The sequence below is a fragment of the Bradyrhizobium oligotrophicum S58 genome (assembly GCF_000344805.1).
GTDB lineage: Bacteria > Pseudomonadota > Alphaproteobacteria > Rhizobiales > Xanthobacteraceae > Bradyrhizobium > Bradyrhizobium oligotrophicum.
Window position 1 is genome coordinate 164161 of record NC_020453.1, and the last position, 24581, is coordinate 188741.

22 protein-coding genes are annotated in these 24581 nt (G+C 64.8%); 6 read left to right on the forward strand and 16 right to left on the reverse strand.

Annotated elements, in window-relative coordinates; all coding sequences use genetic code 11:
- Positions 1-148 precede the first annotated feature (148 nt).
- On the reverse strand, positions 149-1558 hold the full coding sequence (locus tag S58_RS00795; RefSeq protein ID WP_015663317.1) for a flavin monoamine oxidase family protein: 1410 nt from the start codon (positions 1556-1558) through the stop codon (positions 149-151).
- Between the two features lie 190 nt (positions 1559-1748).
- On the opposite strand from S58_RS00795, the gene S58_RS00800 reads away from it, so the two are divergent.
- Positions 1749-2726 carry a YiiX/YebB-like N1pC/P60 family cysteine hydrolase gene (locus tag S58_RS00800; RefSeq protein ID WP_015663318.1) on the forward strand — a complete coding sequence of 326 codons (978 nt, stop codon included), beginning with the start codon at positions 1749-1751 and terminating at the stop codon, positions 2724-2726.
- Between the two features lie 16 nt (positions 2727-2742).
- On the opposite strand, the gene S58_RS00805 is transcribed toward S58_RS00800, so the two are convergent.
- Positions 2743-3018 (reverse strand): metal-sensitive transcriptional regulator, encoded by a 276-nt coding sequence (locus S58_RS00805; protein WP_015663319.1) that lies wholly within the window; start codon positions 3016-3018, stop codon positions 2743-2745.
- Positions 3019-3068: 50 nt separating this feature from the next.
- On the opposite strand from S58_RS00805, the gene S58_RS00810 reads away from it, so the two are divergent.
- Together S58_RS00810 and S58_RS00815 are read left to right on the forward strand one after the other, a co-directional pair.
- Positions 3069-5552 (forward strand): heavy metal translocating P-type ATPase, encoded by a 2484-nt coding sequence (locus S58_RS00810; RefSeq protein WP_042338496.1) that lies wholly within the window; start codon positions 3069-3071, stop codon positions 5550-5552.
- A gap of 204 nt (positions 5553-5756) precedes the next feature.
- Positions 5757-6509, forward strand: a complete 753-nt coding sequence (locus S58_RS00815; protein ID WP_015663321.1) for a sulfate transporter family protein — start codon at positions 5757-5759, stop codon at positions 6507-6509.
- Here the strand turns inward: S58_RS00815 and S58_RS00820 are convergent.
- From S58_RS00820 to nth, 4 genes are all read right to left on the reverse strand, one after another.
- Entirely contained in the window at positions 6447-8069 is a 1623-nt protein-coding gene (locus S58_RS00820) for a DHA2 family efflux MFS transporter permease subunit (protein WP_042338498.1), read from the reverse strand. The genes S58_RS00815 and S58_RS00820 overlap by 63 nt on opposite strands.
- Entirely contained in the window at positions 8066-8572 is a 507-nt protein-coding gene (locus tag S58_RS00825; protein WP_015663323.1) for an isoprenylcysteine carboxyl methyltransferase family protein, read from the reverse strand. The genes S58_RS00820 and S58_RS00825 overlap by 4 nt, the downstream gene beginning before the upstream one ends.
- Entirely contained in the window at positions 8569-9621 is a 1053-nt protein-coding gene (locus S58_RS00830) for a type III polyketide synthase (RefSeq protein ID WP_015663324.1), read from the reverse strand. Before S58_RS00830 ends, S58_RS00825 begins: the two co-directional genes overlap by 4 nt.
- 210 nt (positions 9622-9831) lie before the next feature.
- On the reverse strand, positions 9832-10680 hold the full coding sequence (gene nth / locus S58_RS00835) for an endonuclease III (protein ID WP_042338499.1): 849 nt from the start codon (positions 10678-10680) through the stop codon (positions 9832-9834).
- Positions 10681-10702: 22 nt separating this feature from the next.
- Here nth and S58_RS00840 point away from each other — a divergent pair, with 22 nt between their 5' ends.
- Positions 10703-11236 (forward strand): DUF2244 domain-containing protein, encoded by a 534-nt coding sequence (locus S58_RS00840; RefSeq protein ID WP_015663326.1) that lies wholly within the window; start codon positions 10703-10705, stop codon positions 11234-11236.
- Positions 11237-11543: 307 nt separating this feature from the next.
- On the forward strand, positions 11544-12443 hold the full coding sequence (locus S58_RS00845; protein ID WP_042338502.1) for a methylated-DNA--[protein]-cysteine S-methyltransferase: 900 nt from the start codon (positions 11544-11546) through the stop codon (positions 12441-12443).
- Positions 12444-12794: 351 nt separating this feature from the next.
- Here S58_RS00845 and S58_RS00850 read toward each other — a convergent pair whose 3' ends face one another.
- Entirely contained in the window at positions 12795-15116 is a 2322-nt protein-coding gene (locus tag S58_RS00850; protein WP_015663328.1) for a S8 family peptidase, read from the reverse strand.
- Between the two features lie 29 nt (positions 15117-15145).
- Positions 15146-15958, reverse strand: coding sequence for an AAA family ATPase (locus tag S58_RS00855; protein ID WP_160167577.1), 813 nt, complete (start codon positions 15956-15958; stop codon positions 15146-15148).
- Positions 15959-16413: 455 nt separating this feature from the next.
- Between S58_RS00855 and S58_RS38080 the strand changes: the two genes are divergently transcribed.
- Positions 16414-16644, forward strand: coding sequence for a hypothetical protein (locus S58_RS38080; protein ID WP_160167578.1), 231 nt, complete (start codon positions 16414-16416; stop codon positions 16642-16644).
- Between the two features lie 530 nt (positions 16645-17174).
- Here S58_RS38080 and S58_RS00860 read toward each other — a convergent pair.
- The 8 genes from S58_RS00860 to dnaK form a co-directional block, all read right to left on the reverse strand.
- The gene (locus S58_RS00860) at positions 17175-17798 is read right to left on the reverse strand and encodes a 2,3-bisphosphoglycerate-dependent phosphoglycerate mutase (RefSeq protein ID WP_015663331.1); all 624 of its coding nucleotides are present in this window, start codon (positions 17796-17798) and stop codon (positions 17175-17177) included.
- A gap of 24 nt (positions 17799-17822) precedes the next feature.
- The gene (dapB, locus tag S58_RS00865) at positions 17823-18641 is read right to left on the reverse strand and encodes a 4-hydroxy-tetrahydrodipicolinate reductase (protein ID WP_015663332.1); all 819 of its coding nucleotides are present in this window, start codon (positions 18639-18641) and stop codon (positions 17823-17825) included.
- 78 nt (positions 18642-18719) lie between these two features.
- A complete protein-coding gene (locus tag S58_RS00870; protein WP_015663333.1) occupies positions 18720-19022 on the reverse strand; it encodes a DUF1330 domain-containing protein in 303 nt (100 codons plus the stop codon).
- Between the two features lie 48 nt (positions 19023-19070).
- Positions 19071-19802: an orotidine-5'-phosphate decarboxylase gene (gene pyrF / locus S58_RS00875; protein ID WP_015663334.1), complete on the reverse strand. Its 732-nt coding sequence runs from the start codon at positions 19800-19802 to the stop codon at positions 19071-19073.
- Between the two features lie 6 nt (positions 19803-19808).
- Positions 19809-20387, reverse strand: coding sequence for an NADPH-dependent FMN reductase (locus tag S58_RS00880; RefSeq protein ID WP_042340473.1), 579 nt, complete (start codon positions 20385-20387; stop codon positions 19809-19811).
- Positions 20388-20432: 45 nt separating this feature from the next.
- Positions 20433-21035, reverse strand: coding sequence for a class I SAM-dependent methyltransferase (locus S58_RS00885; RefSeq protein ID WP_042338505.1), 603 nt, complete (start codon positions 21033-21035; stop codon positions 20433-20435).
- 234 nt (positions 21036-21269) lie between these two features.
- The gene (gene dnaJ, locus S58_RS00890; protein ID WP_015663337.1) at positions 21270-22400 is read right to left on the reverse strand and encodes a molecular chaperone DnaJ; all 1131 of its coding nucleotides are present in this window, start codon (positions 22398-22400) and stop codon (positions 21270-21272) included.
- 146 nt (positions 22401-22546) lie between these two features.
- On the reverse strand, positions 22547-24442 hold the full coding sequence (dnaK, locus tag S58_RS00895; protein ID WP_015663338.1) for a molecular chaperone DnaK: 1896 nt from the start codon (positions 24440-24442) through the stop codon (positions 22547-22549).
- Between the last annotated feature and the right edge of the window lie 139 nt (positions 24443-24581).

Genomic DNA, 24581 nt, shown 5'->3' on the forward strand with positions numbered 1-24581 from the left:
AAAGCAGCCGCCAACGGCGGCAGCGTGCCCACCGTTGATCGGCGAACTCATCAGCAAGACGGTGGGCACGTCGCTACGACGATCTTGAGCGCGGACGGAGCACGGCTGCGCCTTTGCCCGCCCTACAGCCACCGCGATCAAGCTCGACTCAATCCTCCGGCGAGGCCGACCGCACCTTGCGCCGGCGGGGCCGTTGCCGCTCGCTGCTCGGCTCCGGCTCGGGATCCCTCAATGCACCGATGCGGCGCAGCGCGGCTTCCGCGGCGCGCTCGCCGGAGTCCCAGGCGCCGTCGACCGTGCCCCACAGCGTTTCGTGCGTGGCCTCTCCCGCAAGAAACAGCGGACCCAAGGGCTCGCCCAATATCTTGCGTGCGCCCTGGCTACCGGGCGTCGCGGCCGACATCGCCCCGAGCACGCCCGGCACCTGATTCCAGCGCGTGGCTGCGGACGACTTCACGGCAGCCGCCGCCTCGCTGCCGAACAGCTTGATCAGCCACTCTTTGGCGAATGCAACCATCGCCGCCTCGCCCTGCGCTGACAGTTCGCGGCCGAAGCTGCCTGCAACATCGATGGTGCACAGCGACGATCCGCCGATATTGGCCAGCAGCAGACCGGTCCGATTCGAATTGCTCTGCTCGATGATCACCTCGTCGCGCGACAGGCCGAGCGGATTGCCGGTCAGCATCAGCGCAATGTGATCGGTGCTGCCCAGGCTGAGCTTGGCGGCGGCGTCGAGCTGGCGCTTCGGCAGCTCGGGCGCGAACTTGATGGCGCCGGATGTCAGCACGTTGGTGGACACCGTGAGAATGACGGCGCGGGTCGCGATCCGCCCCGCCGGCGTCTCCACCGCGACGTCGCGGTTGCTCCATACGATGCGCGTCGCAGGCGTCGACAGCAACACGGGCAGCGGCTCGCCGAGCTTGCCGAGCAGCGTGCCCAGGCCTTGGCGACAGGCCAGCGGCGCACCGCGATCCTGGGCGCGCGCCTTGTCGATCACTGAGAGATCGGCGAGATCCTTGCCGGTCGCGCTGGCGCCGAGCACGAACGCCGTCGTGCTGGTCCAGTCGCCAAGGTCCTTCGGCAGCGCCGCCGCGCAGGACGTATCGAGCTTGCCGCGCGAGGCCTCGTCGATGGCGCGATTGGCACGCACGAGGCCGGCGAGGAACTGCTCGGTCTCGCCCGGCCGCGCATTGCGCCGGCCGACGCGGATCTTCTGCCCGACGGGCGCCGCGACGACGTCGAGACCGACGCCACGGGCGAGCTTGCCGATCGGGTTGCTGTCGGCGTTGAGAAGCCAGCGGGCGCCGCGGTCGAACGGCACGCCGAAGGTCGCGGTATCCGTGCTGCAGCGACCACCGATCTGCGCGGATGCTTCGAGCAGGACGACCTTGCGATTGGCTGCCGCCACGCGGCGCGCCGCGGCGATCCCCGCCGCACCGGCCCCGATCACGACAATGTCAGCCTCGCGTGGGACAGCCGCTTGCGCGGCGCGGCCGACGAGGGGCAGCGCGGCCAGCGCCGCGGAAGCGGAGAGGAAGCCGCGGCGCGTGAAGCTCATGACATGGTTTCCGAAAGCTTTGAACGAAACGAATTCCAGCCGAATTTGCCGCATCTCCCGCGCTGCGGCAACCGGGATGGTAAACGTGATACCATCGGGAACGCGTCGACTATGAACCAAATTGCAACCGCAATCGACCATCATGGAAGAAGGTAAGCAGGCGGCCGGCCAAGGTCGCCCGGGGAGCGTAATGGGTATCGTGCTTGATCACATCGGCAAGCTGATTGCCGCCTATCTCCAGAAGGAGATCCCGGGCTATGAGCCGTTCACGCCGAGCGATCCGGAGTATCTCCGCAAGGATATGCAGCCCGGCGACGTGCTGCTGGTCGAAGGCAACAGCCGCATCTCCGGCATCATCAAATACCTGACGCAGTCGACCTGGTCGCACGCTGCGCTCTATGTCGGGCCGATCGACGGCGCCGTCGAGCCTGACGGCGAGCCGCACGTGCTGGTGGAAGCCTATGTCGGCGACGGCGTGATCTCGGCGCCGCTGTCGAAATACTTTGCCTATCACACCCGCGTGTGCCGCCCCGTCGGCCTGACCTTCGAGGACCGGCACACGGTGTGCCGCTACGCCATCAACCGCATCGGCTTCGGCTACGACACCAAGAACATCGTCGACCTGATGCGCTTCCTGATTCCGCTGCCGATCCCGCAGCGCTGGCGGCGGCGCATGATCGCGCTGGGCTCGGGTGATCCGACCAAGATGATCTGCTCGGCGCTGATCGCGCAGGCGTTCGACGCGGTGCGCTATCCGATCCTGCCGAAGATCACGCGGGCGCCGTCTCGGCGTGCCAAGCGCGAGATCCTGCACATCCGCGATTCATCGCTCTACATGCCGCGCGACTTCGACATCTCGCCCTATTTCGAGATCATCAAGCCGACCATCGTCAACGGTTTCGACTACACGGCACTGCACTGGGCCGACAAGCAAAAGCCGCTCGCGGAGGTAGCGGGCGAGTTCGCCGTGTTTCCAGGAGCCGTCACAGCGCCGCCGCTCGTTCCTGAAGCGGCTGACGAAGAAGCGACGCACCCGATTCCGGCTCAGGAAGTGATGACCGAGAAGGTCAGCGAACGGCTCGTCGTCAGCGAGTATTTCCTCGTCGCCGAGCCAGTCCGAAAGGTCGCGCCGCGCGCAGCTACACGACGGCGCAAGGTCGCGGTGTGAGCGCCGTCTATTCTGCTCAGCGATCAGACCGCCCGATCACGTCCATCAGCTCCGCGATCTTCTGCCGCTGATCGGCCTTGTCGCCGGAGGCAATCGCGTGCTCGACGCAATGCGCGACGTGATCGCGCAAAATCTCCTCCTCGACCCGCCGCAGCGCCGCCCTGACAGCGGAGATCTGCGTCACGATGTCGATGCAGTAGCGGTTGTCCTCGACCATTTTCGACAGGCCCCTGACCTGCCCTTCGATCCGGCTCAAACGTTTCTGACAGGATGTCTTGATGTCGTCGCGCATGCGGCCTATATACCCCTAGAGGGTATAGGTTTCAAGAGGCGAGGCTGGCAATGTCGGACACCGAACACGGACACGGCGGCGCGGCGGCCCCGACCGGCGGATGCGGCTGCGGATCGCAGGAGGGCACGGTGGAAACCGGACAAAAGCAGCCGACTGCGGACGCGTGTTGCAGCGATCGTGCCGAAGCGGCGCCGACGAGCGAAGCGAGCGCATGCTGCGGCGGCCACGACCACGCCCCGCCTGAACTCGTGAAGGTGAAGGATCCCGTCTGCGGCATGTCCGTCGACCCGGCGACGTCGAAGCACCGCTTCGAGCTTCAGGGACAGACCTTCCATTTCTGCTCCGCCGGCTGCCGCACCAAGTTCGCCGCCGATCCCGCCAAATATCTGGAGAAGCGCGAGCCGCCGCCGGCGATGCCGGCGGGCACGATCTACACCTGCCCGATGCATCCCGAGATCCGGCAGGAAGGTCCTGGCACCTGCCCGATCTGCGGCATGGCGCTGGAGCCAGACGTCATCAGCCTCGACGACGCACCCAATCCCGAGCTCGCCGACATGAGCAGGCGATTCTGGATCGGCGCCGTGCTTTCCGCTCCCGTCGTCGTGCTGGAGATGGGCGGACATCTCGTCGGCGGTCACGGCCTGATCGATCCCGTGCTGTCGAACTGGATCCAGCTCGCGCTGGCAACGCCAGTCGTGCTGTGGGCGGGCTGGCCGTTCTTCGTGCGCGGCTGGCAATCGGTCCAGACCCGCAATCTCAACATGTTCACCCTGATCGCGATGGGCACGGGCGTCGCCTATGTCTACAGCGTGATCGCGACCCTGGCGCCACAGGCGTTTCCGCCCGCGTTCCGCGGTCATGGCGGCGCGGTGGCGGTGTATTTCGAGGCGGCCTCCGTCATCACCATCCTCGTGCTGCTCGGCCAGGTGCTGGAGCTGCGTGCGCGCGAGGCGACGTCGGGCGCGATCAAGGCGCTGTTGCAGCTCGCGCCGAAGACGGCGCGGCGACTCGATGCCGATGGCAACGACCATGAGGTGGAGATCACCGAGCTCGCCGTCGGCGACCGGCTGCGCGTGCGCCCCGGCGAGAAGGTGCCGGTCGACGGCATCATCCTCGAGGGCCGCTCATCGCTCGACGAGTCGCTGGTGACAGGCGAGTCGATGCCAGTCACCAAGGACGAAGGCGAGCGCGTCATCGCCGGCACGTTGAACCAGACCGGCAGCTTCGTGATGCGCGCCGACAAGGTCGGGCGCGAGACCCTGCTGTCGCAGATCGTGCAGATGGTCGCCGACGCGCAGCGCTCGCGCGCGCCGATCCAGCGCCTCGCCGACCAGGTCGCCGGTTGGTTCGTGCCGACCGTGATCGCAGCCGCGATCACGGCTTTCATCGCGTGGTACGCGTTCGGACCCGAGCCGCGCTTCGCCTTCGGCCTCGTCGCGGCCGTGAGCGTGCTGATCATCGCCTGCCCCTGCGCGCTGGGACTCGCGACCCCGATGTCGATCATGGTCGGGGTCGGCCGCGGCGCGCAGGCCGGTGTGCTGATCAAGAGCGCCGAGGCGCTGGAGCGGATGGAGAAGGTCGATACGCTGGTCGTCGACAAGACCGGCACCTTGACCGAGGGCAAGCCGAAGGTGACCAGCATCGTCACGGCTCAGGGCTTCGACGAAGCTGAGGCACTGCGGCTGGCGGCCAGCGTCGAGCGGGCCAGCGAGCATCCGCTGGCCGAGGCCGTGGTGCGTCATGCCATGGAGCGCAACATCAAGCTCGCCGTCGTGAGCGGCTTCGATGCGCCGACCGGCAAGGGCGCGCGCGGCGATGTCGATGGCAAGGCCGTCGTGCTCGGCACCGCGACCTATCTCGCCTCGCTCGGCATCATCACCGATGCGCTCGGCGTCGAGAGCAAGCGGCTGCGCGAAGAGGGTGCGACCGTGATCACGATGGCCGTCGACGGCAAGCCCGCCGCGCTGTTCGCGATCGCCGATCCGGTCAAGGCCTCCACGCCGGACGCGCTGAAGGCGCTGGCGGCCGACGGCATCAAGGTGATCATGCTGACCGGCGACAACCGCACCACGGCCACGGCGGTCGCGCGAAAAATCGGCATCACCGAGGTCGAGGCCGAGGTGCTGCCGGACCAGAAGAGCGCCGTCGTCGCGCGGCTGCGCGCCAGCGGCAAGGTGGTCGCGATGGCCGGCGACGGCGTCAACGACGCGCCGGCGCTGGCGGCCGCCGATGTCGGCATCGCCATGGGCACCGGCACCGATGTCGCGATGGAGAGCGCCGGCGTCACGCTGTTGCAAGGCGATCTCGGCGGCATCGCGCGGGCGCGAAAACTGTCAGCCGCGACTATGCGCAACATCCGCCAGAACCTGTTCTTCGCCTTCATCTACAACGCCGCCGGCATCCCGATCGCCGCGGGCGTCCTCTATCCCCTGTTCGGCATCCTGCTGTCGCCGATCATCGCCGCGGCGGCGATGTCGCTGTCGTCGGTGAGCGTCGTCGGCAACGCGCTGCGGCTGCGGGCGACCAGGCTGTGATGGGACGTACGCTCTATCTTCCGTCATTGCGAGCGCAGCGAAGCAATCCAGAGTCCCGCCCACGACCCTGGATTGCTTCGCTCCGCTCGCAATGACGGGGGAAGCAGTCTAGACGCGTCTACGTGCGGTGGGGAGGACGGGCTTGCCGAAGCCCGCCCGCATGTCTAACTCCTGTTGCGTGTCTGGCAGAGAGGTTCCACGATAATGATCGACTCCGCCGTCAAGGCGATTTCGCAGATTCTGTCGCCGCCGATGCGCTCGATCCTGTGGCGCTCGGTGGGGCTGGCGCTGGTGCTGATCACGGTGCTCGCGATCGGGCTGCAGCGGCTGCTGAGCTGGCTGGCGACGGCCGGCGAAGGCTGGGCTGAAGCCATGCTCGGACCCGGCTCGCATACGACGCTGGACGTGCTGGCCTGGATCATCTCGATCGCCGCCGGCTTCGGCGTCGTGTTCGGCGGCATCATGCTGATGCCGGCGATCACCTCGGTGGTCGCGAGTCTGTTTGTCGACGATGTCGCCGACCTGGTCGAGCGCGAGCACTATCCGGCGGAGCGACCCGGCGTCGCGCTGCCGTTCGGCATCGCCATGGCCGAGGGCCTGAAGGCGGCCGGCCTCACCATCCTGGTCTACCTGATCGCCCTGCCCTTCGTGTTCCTGGCCGGCGCCGGCTTCGTGATCTTCTTCATCGCCACCGCCTGGCTGCTCGGCCGCGAATATTTCGAGCTGGCGGCGATGCGGTTCCGGCCGCCGGCGGAAGCCAAGGCGATGCGGCGCGACAATGCCGTCACCGTGTTCACCGCGGGACTGATCATCGCGGCCTTCGTGACCATCCCGATCGTGAACCTGGCGACGCCGCTGTTCGGCATGGCCTTCATGGTCCATTTGCACAAGCGCCTATCCGGACCGCGGCCCGAGCTGATCGAGCCGTCGCCGGAGCGCCGGCTGCGCAGCCTCTAGCGCCATCATCCGCGGCGACAGGCTCGCGGCCTTGTTGCGGGCGAAGGGAATGAGCACGAAGCCGAGCAGCGCGACGCCGGCGAGCAGCGTCCAGGCCTCGTTGACGCACAACGCGAGCGAGGCCTTCTCCACCAGCGGGCGGACATAGGCGATGGCCTGTTCCTCCGATATGCCGCGCGGCCGGTTGCGCAGCAGCTCCGGCGCCAGCCCGATCGCCTTGGCGGTCGCGGTGTCGCCGGCCATCAGGCGGTCGCGAAAGGCCTGGGCATGCAGGGTGACGCGGCCGTAGATGATGGTGTCGATCAGCGCGATGCCGATCGCGCCGCCGAGATTGCGCATCAGATTGAACAGGCCGCTGGCATCGGCAACCTCGGCCTGCGGCAGGTCACCGAGCGCGATCCGCGTCGGCGGCAGCAGGCAGAACATGATGCCGACGCCGCGCACCACCTGCGGCCAGAACATCTCCTGATAGTCCGCCGTCGGCGGCTGGAACGCGCTCGCAGCCAGGCCGAAGCCGAACAGCACGAAGCCGAACGCGGTGAGTAGTCGCGCATCGACCTTGCCGTCCAGCGCCGTTACCAGGGGAGCAGCGATCAGCTGGGCCACGCCGGTCACCAGCATGATCTTGCCGATCTCGAACGCATCGTGCCCGCGCACGAAGGCGAGGAACACCGGCATCAGGTAGACCGAGCCGAACAGCCCGATGCCGAGGCAAAAACTCGACAGGCAGCCGAGCGTGAATGAGCGGCGCTGAAAGCTGCCGAGCCGCAGGATCGGATGCGCTGACGACAGCAGGCGCTGGATCAACAAGGTGAGACACGACGCGCTCAGCACCAGCAGCGCAATGCAGTTCGACGACAGCCAGCCGCCTTTCGGCGCCTCCTTCAGCCCGAGCTCGAGGCTCGCCAGCGACACCGCCAGCAGCAGCAGTGCCAGCAGATCGAGCTTGTCGAGCTCGAGCAGGTTCATGCGCTGCTTCGGCAGCAAAGCCGGCGTCGCGGTCGCCGCGATGATGCCGGGCGCGATGTTGATGAGGAACAGCCACGGCCACGACCAGGTGTTGGTGATGAAGCCGCCGACGACGGGCCCGATGGTCGGCGCGAGCACCGCGACGACGCCGCCGATCGTGGTTGCCAGGGCATGCAGCCGCGCCGGAAACAGCAGGAACACCGCGGAGAACACCACGGGGATCAAGAGGCCGCCGAAGAAGCCCTGCACCACGCGAAACGCCAGCAGCATGTGAAAGCTGCCGCTCAGCGCGCAGCCGAGCGAGGCCAAAGTGAAGGTGCTGACGGCGCCGACGAACAGCCAGCGCAGGCTGAACACGCGCGTCAGCAGGCCGGTCAGCGGAATGGCGATGATCTCGGCGATCAGATACGCGGTCTGGATCCAGCTCATCGCCTCGGGCGAGATGCCGAGCGCCTCCTGGATGGTCGGCAGCGACGTCGCCACCACCTGGATGTCCAGGATGGCCATGAACATGCCGACGCACATCAGGATGAAGCCGAGCCAGGTGGTGATGCCCGGCGTGCCCTGCGGCGCGGCGGCCGGTGCGCTCATGCGGTCTGGCCGCCACTGACGCCCGACAACGCCTCGGATTCGGCGCGGATGCGGATGAACAGCACCGCCGCATTCAACCCGGAGAAGATCAGCGCCATCAGCGGCAGGTGCAGCGCCAGCGGCAGCAGCGCGATCTCCGCGGTGACGACCAGATAGTTCGGATGCGAGATGTAGCGATACGGACCATCGGTCACCAAGGGCGCGCCAGGCAGGATGATGATGCGCGTCGTCCAGCGCGGGCCGAGCGTCGCCAGCACCCACCAGCGCAGGCCCTGCAGCAGCACGAAGCCCGACAGCAGCCACGGGTCGACCTCCTGATCGGAGCCGAGCAGCCACAGCGACACCAGCCAGGCCGCGTGCATCGAGATCATCAGCGGATAGTGATCCGCCCCGACCTCCACCGCGCCCATGGCGCGCAGGCGCCTGGTGTTGTGGCGGGCGAGCACGAGCTCGCCGAGCCGCTGCATGGTGACGAGGGCGAGGACGAAGGCGGCGAAGGTCATGCGGCGTGCCTCAGTGAAACACAGCTTGCGGTGAAACCTGGTCCGAGCGCTGTCAGCACCGAGCGCGGCGGCAAGCCCCGCGCGCGGGCGCGCTCCAGCACGAACAGCACCGTCGGCGCGGACATGTTGCCGTAGTCGGCGATGATCTCGCGCTCATGATCCAGCGTGCCCTGGCCGATCGACAGCGCGCGCTCCAGCGCCGTGATCACCTTGGCGCCGCCGGGATGGCAGACGAAGCGATCGACCTCCGATGGCGAGAGCTTCATGTTGCCGAGGATCTCGGTGACCGCCGGGCCCATGTTCGCGGTGACGAAGTCCGGAATGGTGCGCTGGAAGATCACCCCAAACCCTTCGGGATCGACGCTCCAGCCCATGATATCCAGCGTATCCGGCCACAGCTTCTCGCCGGTCGCCTCGACGCGCGTCTGGCCGCCGTCACCGGCGCGCAGGATCGCGGCTGCGGCGCCATCGCCGAACAGGCTGAGCGCGACGATGTTGGCCTTGCTCAGCTCGTCATGGCGCACGGCGAGGGTGCAGAGTTCGAAAGTCACGAACAGCACGTTGGTGCCGGGCCGTGCCTGCGCCAGCCGCGCGGCAATCGAGAGGCCCGAAACGCCGCCGGCGCAGCCGAGCCCGAACACCGGCACGCGCGAGACATCCGAGCGAAAGCCCATCCGGCCGGCGACGCGCGCCTCCAAGGTCGGCGTCGCAATGCCGGTCGAGCTCACGCTGACGATGGTGTCGATGTCGGCGGCCGTGAGATCGGCCTGCGCCAGCGCCTTGTTGGCGGCATCGACAAACAGCGCCTCTGCGCCTTCGAGATACGCTTCCGTGCGCTCCGGCCAGCCGCGCCGCTCCATATACCATTCGATCGGCTTGACGCCGTAGCGCTGGCGGATGCCGGTGTTGGCGAACAGGCTCGCCATCGTGTCGAACTGCGGAAAGCGCGGCGACAGCACCACGCGCGCCGCTTCCATCACCTCGTTCTGGCGAAACTGATGCGAGGGCACCGACGTCGCGAGCGACACGAGTGCGGCGGTATGGTCCATGCGGCTGATCCTTCCCACGTCCCGGCGCAGAAAAGTCCGAGAACGCGGGAATTGTCACGCGCCACTCACATCGCCCGGATTACAGGTTTCATCTTATGACCAATGCGGGCGGCGATGTGGCCCGGCGATGGTGAGACGGCGTCGCACCGTGACGCTAAAGTGACTGTCAAACGCGTTCTCAACGCGCAACCTTACGTCGTTCACAACGTATCAGGCGGTCTTCTCAGGCCAGCGGCAGAGGTCCTTGATCAGGCACAGCTCGCAGCGCGGCTTGCGCGCCAGACAGGTGTAGCGGCCGTGCAGGATCAGCCAGTGGTGGGCATGCAGCATGAACTCGGCGGGGATCACCTTTTCCAGCCCGAGCTCGACCTCGAGCGGTGTCTTGCCGGGCGCCAGCCCCGTGCGGTTGCCGACGCGGAACACATGGGTGTCGACCGCCATCGTGTGCTCGCCGAACGCCATGTTGAGCACGACATTCGCGGTCTTGCGTCCGGCGCCGGGCAGCGATTCCAGCTCCCCGCGCGTGCGCGGCACCTCGCCGCCGAACTCCGTGATGAGCTTCTGCGACAGCGCAATCACGTTCTTGGCCTTGGTGCGGTACAGGCCGATGGTCTTGATGTACTCGCGCAAGGTCTCCTCGCCGAGCGCGATCATCTTCTGCGGCGTGTCGGCGACCTTAAACAGTGGCCGTGTCGCCTTGTTGACACCGGCGTCGGTCGCCTGGGCCGACAGCACCACGGCGACCAGCAAGGTGTAGGGATTGAGGTGCTCGAGCTCGCCCCTGGGCTCCGGGTTCGACGCCGCGAAACGGCTGAAGGCCTCGCGGATCTCGGCAGGTGTCCAGGGCTTCGCCGCCTTCAACGCTTTCTTGACCGGCTTGGCCGGGGCCGCCTTCGACTTCGCCGCCGGGCTCGTCTTGGGAGCCTTTTTCAGAGGCGTCTTGGACGCCGACTTGGGAGCGGACTTGGGAGCTGCTCCCGACCCGGCTTTGGCAGGCTTTTTGGAGGGGCTGCGAACCGGTACCGGCTTGGCGCGTTGGGGGCGGGTGATTTTGGCCATGATCCGGGTATACTGAGGCCCCATGATGCCAGGCAATGCTTTTGCGTATCAGGAGACCGGCAACGAGGCCGCTGATCCCGAGCTGTTCGCAGCCCGGCTGACGCCGCATCGCTCGCTCAGCCGGACCGGCTTCATGGTGCTGATGGCCGTCGTCTGCGCCATCAGCTTCGTCGGCGGCCTCGCCTCGCTGCTGATGGGCGCCTGGCCGGTGCTCGGCTTCTTCGGCCTCGATGCGCTGGCGATCTACTGGGCCTTCAAGGTCAATTTCCGCCGCGCCCGCGCCTATGAGGAGGTCTCGGTCACCCTGACCGAGTTGCGGCTTCGCCGGGTGAGCCACAAGGGCCACGTCATGGAATGGCGCTTCAACCCGCTGTGGGTGAAGCTCGATACGGTCAGCCACGAAGAGTTCGGCATCGAGAACCTCTACCTCGTCGCCCGCGGCCAGCGCGTGGCGATCGCGAGCTTCCTCGGTCCGGAGGAAAAGGCGAGTTTTGCGAAGGCGCTGACGGCAGGCCTGCAGGCCGCGAAACGCGGGCCGGTGCTGAATCCGCTGTAGCGGGGCCGCCACCCAAGCGGAAGCAGCGCCATCACCTCCGGTGTCGTTCCGGGGCGCGCGCAGCGCGAGCCCGGAACCCATACCCACAGGACATCGTGTGGGGCACGCCGGTCATGGGCGTCTCGCCTCACACATCGTCCTGGGGGTATAGATTCCGGGGCATTCGCGCTTGCGCGCGAATGCCCCGGAACGACGGAGCAAACCAAGTAGGGGCATGGGTTGAGGTGCAGGCCACTCACATCCGCCCCTAGCCTCCCGATCAGAAATCGGGTGGAGTCCCTGCCCCGGCCGCCCTACATCCGGACTCATGATGACCCTCGCCATTCACGATTCCGCCCTGGCCAAGCCGGGCCCGCAACAATCCGCCGCGCTGCGCGACTACGACGCCGTGCGCCGCGCGATCGCGTTCATTTCCGAGCACTGGCGCCGGCAGCCGGCCATCGAGGACATGGCCGACGCCGCCAGCCTGACGCCCGACGAGCTGCACCATCTGTTCCGGCGCTGGGCCGGGCTGACGCCGAAGGCGTTCATGCAGGCGCTGACGCTCGACCACGCCAAGGGCCTGCTGAAGGGCTCGGCCAGCGTGCTCGACGCCGCCCTCGACTCCGGCCTGTCGGGCCCCGGCCGGCTGCACGATTTGTTCGTCACGCATGAAGCGATGTCGCCCGGCGAATGGAAGACCGGCGGCGCCGGCACCACCCTGCGCTACGGCTTCCACCCCTGCCCGTTCGGCATCGCCCTGGTCATGGCCACCCCCCGCGGCCTCGCCGGCCTCGCCTTCGCCGACCCCGGCGAGGAAGCCTCCGCGCTCGCCGACATGAAGAGCCGCTGGCCCCGCGCCGCCTATGTCGAGGACGTCGCCGGCACCGCCGCGCTGGCGCAACGCATCTTCGACAAGAATTTGTGGCGCCCGGACCAGCCGCTGCGCGTCGTGCTGATCGGCACCGATTTCGAGGTCCGCGTCTGGGAGTCCCTGCTCAAGATCCCCATGGGCCGAGCCGTCTGCTACTCCGACATCGCGACACGGCTGGAGTCACCGAAGGCTTCACGCGCAGTCGGCGCCGCCGTCGGCAAGAACCCGATCTCGTTCGTGGTCCCCTGCCACCGCGCGCTGGGCAAGAGCGGCGCGCTGACGGGTTACCATTGGGGGCTCACGCGTAAGCAAGCGATGATCGGGTGGGAGGCTGGGCAGGTGGGGATGGGGTAGTGTGGCTAGAGAGCCCATCGACCGTGTTACGATCCACCGCTGCAGGTTTCAATTCCTTGTCAACGAGCGTTGTCACCATATTTTTCGGAGGATTCGCGGGGCAACAGGGGGCGCATGAGTCAAATGGACTTAGCCAAAATCGGCTCAATGTCTTGGATCCGGCTTCAGCTAATTGGAAGGCACGGAGAAGCTCCAAACCGTTGCGATAAAGTCACCTCTTAGATTGGGGACCCATTTTAAATATCGACCGGGATCGATGCCCAATGCGGCTCGAAGGCGACTTGCCACAATACTTGAGTGTCCCTGGAACCCATTGACCACGGCGGCCCATTTTTCCGCAGTGAATGAACTCTAAACACGAATCCGAACGCGTTCTTGAACTCTTTGATAGAGTTGAATGTTCGCTCGCGATCGCAACTCGATGGCAAGGGCGAATCGTTGATCCTCTGAAGACCAGCCACTTTCACAACGGACCGCGAGGAAATATCTATCTCCATAGCGTTGCGAGTTGGTGGTCATCGAGAATGTTGCGCACTGAAGCGTGCCCCGTTCCCGACGCTGTGCGCCGGGCTTCAAGTCACATTTGAGACTCTCTTTGATTCGGAAGACGCGGCCTTCGTCAGCCTCCCATTTGCGGAAAGCGTCGAACACCTCGCTCGCACTGGCGCCCCGTATCAAGTGAAATCCCATCTTGAGGCCGGCGTAGTCGAGCCGCGTGTGCTTCACCGGCGGGTCGAAACTGAGCGCCACCCGAATCTGCCGAGCTCCTTTAGTTTGGAACACATCGGGGATCGGCACTTCGTAGACCGCAAACTTGTCTGCCGACAAAACGTCTTCTGCGATAAGAACAACTCGGTTGTCCTCGGATTCTAGCGCCTTAGCGACATCAGGCAGGCCGTACCCAAGGAGATTGAAGATCGCGTCGTCATCTCCGAAACTTTGATCAATGGCCGTCGGATGCTCGGCGCTTAGGGCAAGTAGCGCTCTGACCAGATTTGCTGACGCGTTGGGAAGGCTTTCGAACAGTAATGCGGCCTTGTAGGCGACCAGTGGCGCAGCAAATGACGTCCCCGAGTAGTAACTAAGCAACTGCTGTAGATATTCGTGATGCGTAGAAAGAATGCCTGCATTGGCCCGCGCAGACCCGCTTTGCAGTCGTTGTGTCGGCCCATCATAAACGGCAGTTCCGCCAAAGTCGACGAGGTCGGGCTTGAGCACTTTGTTAGTGCCTGGACCGGCGCGGGTGAACGGGGAGGGCTGAAATGTCTGCGCGATGGATCGCACGCCGACGTTTTCTGCATCAATAGTCGAAAGGCCGTTTGAATGCGCGATGGAACCAACGGTCAGAACATTGACTGCGCTTGCAGGCTCAAGAATACGATTGGCTTCGTCAAGGAGGAACCTCGGATAAGCGGTGACGATACCGTCTCCAAGGGACGCAAGGTAGGCTGAAGACGCGTTACCTGCCGAGACGACGATCACAATGTCTAGCTCTCGGGCCAAAGCATCTAGGGTCGCAGCCCAAGCGCTGGGCTTGTAGCCCGCGGACCTTTTGATGTCGCCCAAAGAGATGTTTATTACTCGGCAGCCAAACTCCGCAGTCAGCTTACGGAAAGAATTTTCCATTTGAGTAGGGACGAGTTCCTCGTCGTCGAAACGCCCCGCCGCATTTACAACCCGAGCGCTTGCTACGCGAAATTTAGCTCGGAACGGAGTTTCGGATAAACGCTGGCGAACATCTCCGAAAATGGCAATACCCGAGACCGATGTGCCGTGTCCCTTTTCGTCGCTGTCCCCCAAGCTTGCAGGTTCACCAAACGCGGCGGCTAACGAGCCAACTATTAGTGGGTGTGCGGAGGTAAGCCCGCTATCAATTATGCCGATGGTCGGTGCCCCATTCTCGGGAGGCAGAATCTCAGGCAAGTCGCCGAGCTCGATATTGCGTGCAGGAAGCTCCGCCCAATCCGGTGTCGGGGGACGATCAATGGTGGCAATCTCCGGCAACTCCAATAGCTGACGAACGGCGGTGCCTGTCCCGTGCATCCGCATAAGCAGTGCGGACTTACCTCGATAGGAGCTGACAACAACGCCTTCAAATTGCTCTAGCACCGTGGTCACGCGGTGCACGAACAAGTCCGCGTTCAAACCGGAAACGGGCCAGAGCTCCACGTCATAGAATTCCGCCGGTTCGGGAATGAGTTCAGGAGTTGCATAGCCTTCCTCCTTTAGTACTGGGCCGATTCGATCGGTTGCGTCGATTGGTCGAACAGCCTCGATCGCTTCGATTAACGCAGCATACGGCTGGCTCTTTTGATTTTCTGGTTTTTCGCCATTATATGCGGTGACCTTTTGCTGAAATGCAGTTAGTTCCACATCGTCTGCAAAGAGTATCAATGTTTGGCCCGGCCCATTCGCCAGGACTGTCAAACCAATTTTAGCCCACTCGTCTTCGCTTATGTTTCCCGACGTCTCAACTTTCAAAATGAGCGCCGGGTCAATGTCGCCAATTTTAGGCTTGGCTTGATGTTCCTGGAGAACTTCTTGAACTTCGGCCTGTATTTTTGCGCCATGGCTTTTGGCCTCTCGACCTGATGGTTGGCCAAAGCCAGGTCGCTTTCGGCGATCGAGTTCGCCTTCGACACGCTGTAGTGGCAAGTGTTGATATGTTGCCATCGTGAAAAGAACCCAAGGAAAAAGGCAGATCAGCGTTGGGGGAGACGCGCTCTGATGTCCTTGCGCCGAAGTCCCTCTCGGATTGACGAGTCGAACTCAGCCTCAAGGAGAGACCGTGATTTTTTCAAAATCGATCGTTTAATTGCATTATCGCAAATTCGCTCAACGTCCGCGAAGGACATGCCTTTTAGTCGCGTTGCTTTCTCTGCAAGAGAGAAGGGCGCGGGGAAATTCTTTAGTTTGATCTCGAAGAGCCGCCGAATTTCGCGCTGAGACGGCAAGTCGAAAACCACGACCTCATCAAAACGTCGCCAGATAGCAGAGTCTAAGCTTTCTTCTAGATTGGTCGCGGCGACAAGAAATCCTTTCCCTTTGAAGCGATCGATTAGCATCAACAGGCTGTTGACCACTCGTCTCAGTTCATTGTGCTCGGAGCTGTCAGCTCGGGCCCTCGCGAGCGCATCAAATTCATCTAAAAACAAAACACACGGCTGTTCAGCGGCGGTCTCGAATACCTTTCGTATGTTTGTCGCAGTCTCACCGAGGAACGATGAAATGATTGCATCCAGCCGAGCCACGATAAGAGGTAAGCGGAGTTCGTGAGCAAACACCTCTGCAGTGAGAGTTTTCCCGCACCCCGGCGGGCCACAAAAGAGCAGCTTGGAGCGAATTGTTAGTCCATGTCTGCGCAGGAGGTCGGCCCCACGGAACTCTTCCATCAAGCCCAAGAACGTTCGTATGTTGTGGGGCGAGAGGACTAGCTGCTCCGGCGTTCGCTGCGGAGCTACAACTTCCACTAGATTCGAAAAAGCAGCGCTCTTGGCAAGTTTCAGCGGAATCAACGGGAGGCCAGATTCTATTGCCGTTACTGGCTTGCGCCGGGGAGACCTCATATGTGACCCGCTAAGTGTCCGATATTTGAGCGAAATTCGATGTCAAAGGTCTAGGCAAGTGCGTGCGGACGTTCGCCCGATTCCACGAGCAGCCAAGCCGAAACTGCGAAGACAGTAGGACACATTCGCGTGCGTCGCACTGGCGAACTTGGTTATCCAAAGACGATAGCGAGTTGACGAACAGCACTGTGTAACATTCCATAGACGAAGAAAAAATAGTGCTTTAGAATCAATGCGTAGATGGCTTGACGCTGCAATCCGTTCCTGCGCACCTGATAATAAAACGTCCACCGGGACTCAAATCGAGGCGCTTCGTACCCGCCAAACGGCAATTCCGTAGGCGATGGCAGGTCGAATGTACGTTCGTTCCAAGGGATGCGGCACGGCGAGGGAATGTTGGCTGTATGGGTTCGCAGTTGCCAACGAACGAGACATCGAATGCGCTGGTAAAGAAATTATCTTGCTATTTTTCCGAAACCATGATTATCTTCGCCCATCCCGCCTCGACGAGAGGGGCGTTGCGCGCGATCGTCACGACACGCGAGGCGGGGAGCGATGGCCGCGGTCTGCCGCAGCGTGTCTTCGGGCGCGCCGACGAACGGTTGGGCTGCGGACGTGAAGTCGCAGGGTCCTGATACCCCGACGCTGGTATCAACTCACGACGAAGCTTCGCTTCGCGTGGGGATGGTGGCCAACAAGCCCGGCGCGCCAGGGAGACTGCGTATAAGCGTTAAGACCGTCGCGCAGGGAATGCCGGATGATCGGCTTGACCTGTGGTACCTGCCGCCTGCATTTTTTTAGCAGGCGGGCCATGGGTGAGGCCTTCACCCGGCATTCCCTGCGCCCTCTCATCTTTCGGAGGGACATGGTCGATGCAGGACTCGGGCGAGACGCGCCGCGAGATCGCGAGGCTGTGTCTTCAGCTGTTTGAGATGTGAATCGGGGAAGAGGCGATCGGCACCGCGGTACGACGCGGAGCGCGTCCAGGCACGTGTCCGTGAACTGCGCGCCCTCCGTGCCCATCATCGTCAGGTCACTCAGGCCGTCATGGCCGGGCTTGACCCGGCCATCCAGCTTCTTGGAAGAAGTCCATCGAAGGGGATGGATGCCCGGGTCAAACCCGGGCATGACGAGCTGATGAACTCGCTTGGCTTGGCGCGTCGGATCAGCCTGCCAAATCCAGCTTCGACTCCACGGTCGAATCCGCGTTCAGCCGGTAGATGATCGGCACGCCGGTGGCCAGTTCGCGCTTCAAAATGCCTTCGGGGGAGAGCTTTTCCAGCACCATGATCAGGGCGCGGAGCGAGTTGCCGTGGGCGGCGACGAGGGTGCGCTGGCCGCGCAGCACGCCGGGGAGGATCTCCTGGACGTAATAGGGCAGCGCGCGGGCGAGGGTGTCCTTGAGGCTCTCGCCGCCGGGCGGGGGGACGTCGTAGGAGCGGCGCCAGACGTGGACCTGATCCTCACCCCATTTGGCGCGGGCGTCGTCCTTGTTGAGGCCGGAGAGATCGCCGTAGTCGCGCTCGTTCAAGGCAAGATTTTTCTGCGTCGGCAGGCCGGTCTGGCCGAGCTCGGTCAGGATCAGGTCGAGCGTGTGCTGGGCGCGCGTCAGCACCGAGGTGAAGGCGACGTCGAAGACGAGCCCCTGCGCCTTCAGCTTGCGGCCGGCGTCCTTGGCCTCGGCGACGCCCTGCTCGGTCAGGTCCGGATCCTTCCAGCCGGTGAACAGGTTCTTCAGATTCCACTCGCTCTGGCCGTGGCGCACCAGCACCAGGAGACGTTCGCTCATGCTAATAGATCCACTTGCGTTGACTTAGAACAGGTCCTTGAGGCCGAGCACGTCGTCCATCGTGTAGTAGCCCGGCGGCTTGCCATGGGCCCACAGCGCCGCCTTGAGCGCGCCATGAGCGAAGATCATGCGGTCCTCGGCCTGGTGCGACAGCACCAGCCGCTCGGAGGGACCGGCGAAGATGACGCTGTGATCGCCAGCCGCGGTGCCGCCACGCAGCGAGGCGAAGCCGATGTCGCCGGCGCGGCGCTCGCCGGTGATGCCGTCGCGGCCGCGGACGGAATGCTCATCGAGCGTGATGCCGCGGCCGTCGGCGGCGGCGCGGCCCAGCATCAGGGCCGTGCCGGAGGGCGCGTCGACCTTGTGCTTGTGGTGCATCTCGAGGATCTCGATGTCGAAGCCGGCATCCAGCGACTTCGCCACCTGCTTCACCAGCGCCGCGAGCAGATTGACGCCGAGGCTCATATTGCCGGACTGCACCACGATGGCGCGCTTGGTGACGCTCTTGATGACGGCGTCGTCGGAAGACGACAGGCCGGTGGTGCCGACGACGTGGACGAGGCCGCGCTCGGCGGCAATGGCGACATTGGCGATGGTCGCCGCCGGCACCGTGAAATCGAGGATGCCGTCGGCCTCTGCGGACATCGCCCAGAGATCGGCCGACAGCTTGATGCCGTTGGCGGGCAGGCCGGCGAGCATGCCGGCATCCTTGCCGATCAGCTCGGAGGTCGGCGCCTCGAGCGCGCCCGCCAGCACGGCGCCGTCGGTGTCGGCGATGGCCCGCACCAAGGCCCGGCCCATGCGGCCGCCGGCTCCTGCAACGATCAAGCGCATCTCGGACATGTCTTCCTCCGCCCCTCCAGGGCTATAGCCGGGGCTCGCAGCGCCGGCAACCGAGGCCGGCAAGGCGTGGTGCGTAGGTCAGGGCTGCGGGCCGTCGTAACCGTCGATGATCACCAGGTCGCCTTCCGAATGCGGCGCGCGCATCGCGACCAGGCGCTGATATTCCGGAGAATTGTAGCACGCCAGCGCGGTCGCGTAGTCCTTGAACTCGATCACGACGTTGCGCGAGCGCGAGCTGCCTTCCTTGGTCTCGTACTGGCCGCCGCGGACCAGGAACCGGCCGCCGTACTGATGGAACACGGCGCCGTTCTGCGCGACGTACTCCTTGTAGCCATCCATGTTGTGGACGTCGATGCGCGCGATCCAATAGGCCTTGGCCATCCCTGTGGTCTCCTTGTCCTGAGGCGCTGTTGCTTAGCTTCGATCGGTCTAGCTTCGATTGGTCTTGCCGACCAGCGCGAGCGCGGCGGCGATGTCGGCGACGATGCTCTCGGCGGCGGCCGCGGGATCCGCGGCGCCGGTGACGGGACGGCCGACCACGAGGCGGTCGGCGCCGCCGGCGATCGCCAGCGCCGGGGTCATGATGCGCTTCTGGTCGCCAACGTCGGCACCCGCCGGACGGATCCCCGGGGTGACCAGCTGCATGTCAGGGCCGACGAGCGGGCGCACCAGCTGGGTCTCCTCGGGCGACAGGATCAGGCCGTGGATGCCGATGTCCTTGGCCTGGACGGCGCGCCTGGCGACGAGGTCCTTCACACCCATGGCATAGCCGGCGGCGGCGAGGTCGGCGTCGTCGTAGGAGGTCATCACGGTGACGGCGAGCAGCTCGAGGCTGGAGCCGGCCGCGCCGGCGAGCGCGGCCTTCATGCTCTGCGAAAAGCCGTGCACCGTGAGGAAGCGGGCGCCGAGCCTGGCGATCTGGCGGGTGGCGCGTTCGACCGTGGTCGGGATGTCGTGCAGCTTGAGGTCCATGAACACATGCTTGCCGGAGGCGGCGAGGCGCTCGGCGAGGCCGAGGCCGCCGGCATAGGTCAGCTCCATGCCGATCTTGTAGAACGTCACGTGATCGCCGAGCCGTGCGATCATGGCTTCGGCATCAGCCACGCTCGGCAGGTCGAGCGCCACGATCAGTCGGTCGCGCGGGGCAATCTCGGTCGGCATGTCACCTCACATCGTATGTTGCGCCAGATCGATCAGTTGCCGCACCAGCGCGTCGAGCGCGCCGACGTCCGCCGGCTGCCTGAGTCGATCCATGTCGTTGTAGGCCTTGTCGGCAAAGGCCAGCGCGAGCTGGCTCGGAATCACGGTGGCGTTGCAGGCGGTCAGCATCAGCCGCAAGGCTGCGAGCGCACGAACGCCGCCGAAGCGGTTTTCGGAAGCCGCGGCGATCGCAAACGGCCGGCTGCGAAACACCGCGCCGCGGCTGCCCGGCGGCTCGTCGACCCGCGACAGCCAGGCGAGGGCATTGCTCAGCAGCGGCGGCACCGAGGCGTTGTATTCGGGCGTCACCAGCAGCACGCCATCATGCGCGGCGATCATGCGCTTCAGATCGAGCGCCTCGCGCGGCACGCCGGATCGGGTCTCGACATCGGCCTCGTAGATCGGCAGCGGGAAGTCGGCGAGTGAGATGCGCGTGACGTCGGCGCCGGCCTGCACGAACTGATAGGTCGCGGCGGCGGCGAGCCTGACGTTGTGCGAGCCGGCGCGGGTCGAGCCGGGGATGACGAGGATTTTCAGGGCGGACATCGCGCGGTCGGACAACGACCCGCTACGAAGTGCCGCAGCTGCCGGTCAGGGCTTGCGATACACCCAGACGCGCGCCGGCGGAAGGTTCATCCAGATCCGCTCGGAGGCCTGCGTGGTGACGCCGGGCAGCGACTTCGGAATCGGCGGCACGACCGAATAGGTGAACTGCACGAAGGGGGCGTTGGGCGACATCGCCGCGAACGCATCGCGCACCAGCTTCATGCGGGTCAGCATCGGCTTGGTGACGAGCGGCAGGCCGGAGACGACGGCCGCGGCTGGGGCGCTCAGGATGTTCCAGAGCGTATCGCGCAGCCGGTAGGCATCGCCCTGAACGACCTTGGCCTGCGGATAGCGGTCGCGCAGCAGCGCGCAGAAGCCGGGATTATATTCGACCAGGACGAGCCGCTTCTGATCGACGCCATGCTCGACCAGCGCATTGGTGATCGCGCCGGTGCCGGGCCCGAGCTCGATCACCGGGCCGGTGCCATGGGGATCGACATACTGCGCCATGGTGCGGGCCAGCAGCCGACCCGACGGCATGACGGCACCCATGTGCAGCGGCTTTTCGATCCATGAGCGGAGGAAGCGCACTTCGTCGTCCAGACGGAGAGGCTTTTTCGACGCACGCACGGACGTATGAAGGGGCATCTCACTACCAGACGGGACCGTTTTCACGGCGATGTCAGAAAAGAGTCACAAAGACGTATAGGTCGCAGGCGAGGCGGTCAAGCCGAACCGTAACGTACGATTAAGGCTGCCGGCCCCGGGTCATACAGTTGAATTTGATAATTTTTTGCATGTGCAGAGCAGCAAAGCCGCCCGACATGCACAACCTGAGGTCGCTCGCCGACATGCCCCGCCCACTCGCCGCAATGACCCGGCTCAGCTTGCCGCCTTGCCGAAGAAATCCTTCACCTTGGTGAAGAAACCGGCGGCCTCGGGCTGCGTCGCCCCGGACGACAGCTTCTCGAACTCGGCCAGCAATTCCTGCTGCTTCTTGGTCAGATTCTGCGGCGTCTCGACCACGACCTGGACATACATGTCGCCGGTCTGGCGCGAGCGCAGCACCGGCATGCCCTTGGCCGCGATCCGGAACCGGCGCCCCGACTGCGCACCGGCCGGAATCTTGACCTTGGTCTTGCCCTTGTCGATCGTCGGCACCTCGAACTCGCCGCCAAGCGCCGCCGTCACCATCGAGATTGGCACCCGGCAGTGCAGGTCGGCGCCATCGCGCTGGAAGAACTCGTGCGTGCTCAGCGACAGGAAGATGTAGAGATCGCCCGGCGGTCCGCCGCGCAGGCCCGCCTCGCCCTCGCCGGCGAGACGAATGCGGGTGCCGTCCTCGACGCCCTGGGGAATGTTGACCGAGAGTGTACGGTCACGTGTGACCCGGCCCGAGCCCGAGCATGACGGGCACGGATCCTCGATCATCTGGCCACGGCCGTGACAGCCGGGGCAGGTCCGCTCCAGCGTGAAGAACCCTTGCGCCTGCCGGACACGGCCGGCACCGCCGCACATCGCGCAGGCCTTCGGTTTGGTGCCGGCCTTGGCGCCGGTGCCGGAGCAGGATTCGCAGGTCACCGAGACCGGAATCTCGATCTGGGCGGTCTTGCCGAGGAACGCCTCCTCGAGCGTGATCTCCATGTTGTAGCGCAGGTCGGCGCCGCGCTCGCGACCCGTTCCGCCGCGGCGCTGCCCGGCCATGCCGAACAGATCCTCGAAAATGTCGGAGAACGAGGAGGCGAAGCCGGCGCCGAAGCCGTGCGCACCCCCCATGCCGCCCTGCTCGAACGCGGCGTGGCCGTAGCGGTCATAGGCGGCGCGCTTGTCGGCGTCGCGCAGCACCTCATAGGCCTCGTTGATTTCCTTGAACTTCACCTCGCTGGAGGCATCGCCCGGATTCTTGTCCGGATGCCACTTCATGGCCAGCTTGCGAAAGGCGCCCTTGAGCTTGGTCTCGTCGGCGTCGCGTTCGACTTCCAGGGTCTCGTAGTAGCAGCGCTTGGTGGACATCAATCAAACCCGCCCGAACTTCGCCCAACAGGAACGGCTCGCGCGACCGTCGCGCGCGTTCCGGGGCCAAATGAAAATGACCCCCATCCAACGAGCCGCGACGTGTGCTCTTGGCATGGGGGTCATGGTCATTACCTCTGCCTCAGTTAAGCAGATTTCTTCTTGTCGTCGTCGACCTCGGTGAACTCCGCGTCGACCACGTCGTCCTTGGCCGCATCGCGAGCCGCGTCGCTCTCGGCCTGCTGCTTGTACATGGCCTCGCCGAGCTTCATCGACGCCTGCGCCAGGGTGTTGGTCTTGGCCTTGATGGCCTCGGCGTCGTCGCTCTTCAGCGCTTCCTTGAGGTCGCTGAGTGCGTCCTCGATGGCGCGGCGCTCGGGCTCGGCGACCTTGGAGCCGTGCTCGGTCAGCGCCTTCTCGGTCGAATGCACCAGCGCATCGCCGTGGTTCTTGGCGTCGACTGCCTCGCGGCGTTTCTTGTCCGCCGCGGCATTGGCCTCGGCGTCCTTGACCATCTTGTCGATGTCGGCCTCCGACAGACCGCCCGAAGCCTGGATGCGGATCTGCTGCTCCTTGCCGGTGGCCTTGTCCTTGGCGGAGACGTTGACGATGCCGTTGGCGTCGATGTCGAACGTCACCTCGATCTGCGGCATGCCGCGCGGCGACGGCGGAATGCCCATCAGGTCGAACTGACCGAGCATCTTGTTGTCGGCCGCCATCTCGCGCTCACCCTGGAAGACCCGGATGGTGACCGCGTTCTGGTTGTCCTCGGCGGTCGAGAACACCTGGCTCTTCTTGGTCGGGATCGTGGTGTTGCGGTCGATGATGCGGGTGAACACGCCGCCCAGGGTCTCGATGCCCAGCGACAGCGGGGTCACGTCGAGCAGCAGCACGTCCTTGACGTCGCCCTGCAGCACGCCGGCCTGAATGGCCGCACCGATCGCCACCACCTCGTCCGGGTTGACGCCCTTGTGCGGCTCCTTGCCGAAGAACTGCTTCACCATCTCCTGGATCTTCGGCATGCGGGTCATGCCGCCGACCAGCACCACTTCGCCGATCTCGCCGGCGGTCAGGCCGGCATCCTTCAGCGCCTTGCGGCACGGCTCGATGGTCTTCTCGACGAGATCGGCCACCAGCGCCTCGAACTTGGCGCGGGTCAGCTTCATCGTCAGATGCTTCGGACCGGACTGGTCCGCGGTGATGAAGGGCAGGTTGATCTCGGTCTGGGTGGTCGACGACAGCTCGATCTTGGCTTTCTCGGCCGCCTCCTTGAGGCGCTGCAGAGCCAGCTTGTCGTTGCGCAGGTTGATGCCCTGCTCCTTCTGGAATTCGTCGGCGAGGTAGCTGACCAGACGCATGTCGAAGTCTTCACCGCCGAGGAAGGTGTCGCCGTTGGTCGACTTCACCTCGAACACGCCGTCGCCGATCTCGAGGATCGAGACGTCGAAGGTACCGCCGCCGAGGTCGTACACGGCGATCGTGCCGGCCTTGGTCTTGTCGAGGCCGTAGGCGAGCGCAGCCGCGGTCGGCTCGTTGATGATGCGCAGAACCTCGAGGCCCGCGATCTTGCCGGCATCCTTGGTGGCCTGGCGCTGGGCATCGTTGAAATAAGCGGGGACGGTGATGACGGCCTGGTCGACCTTCTGGCCGAGATGGGCTTCCGCGGTCTCCTTCATCTTCTGCAGGATGAAGGCGGAGACCTGCGAGGGCGAATACGACTTGCCGTCGGCCTCGACCCAGGCGTCGCCATTGCCGCCCTTCACGATCTTGTAGGGGACGAGCTTCTTGTCCTTCTCGACCATCGGGTCGTCGTAGCGGCGGCCGATCAGGCGCTTCACTGCGAAGAAGGTCCGCTCGGGGTTGGTCACCGCCTGGCGCTTGGCCGGCTGGCCGACCAGCCGTTCGCCATCGTCGCTGAATGCGACGATCGACGGCGTCGTCCGCATGCCCTCAGCGTTCTCGATGACCTTCGACGATTTGCCGTCCATGACGGCCACGCACGAATTCGTGGTGCCGAGATCGATCCCGATGACCTTTCCCATGGTCCCATATTCCTTCTTTTTGCGGCAGGTTGGGAGGGGCCCTGACGGCGCCCCCATCCAAAACCCCCTCAGATCAAATGCTCGCGATATTGCGACGATGAGCGTCATATAGGAGGGGGGGACTGACCCGCAAGGACCG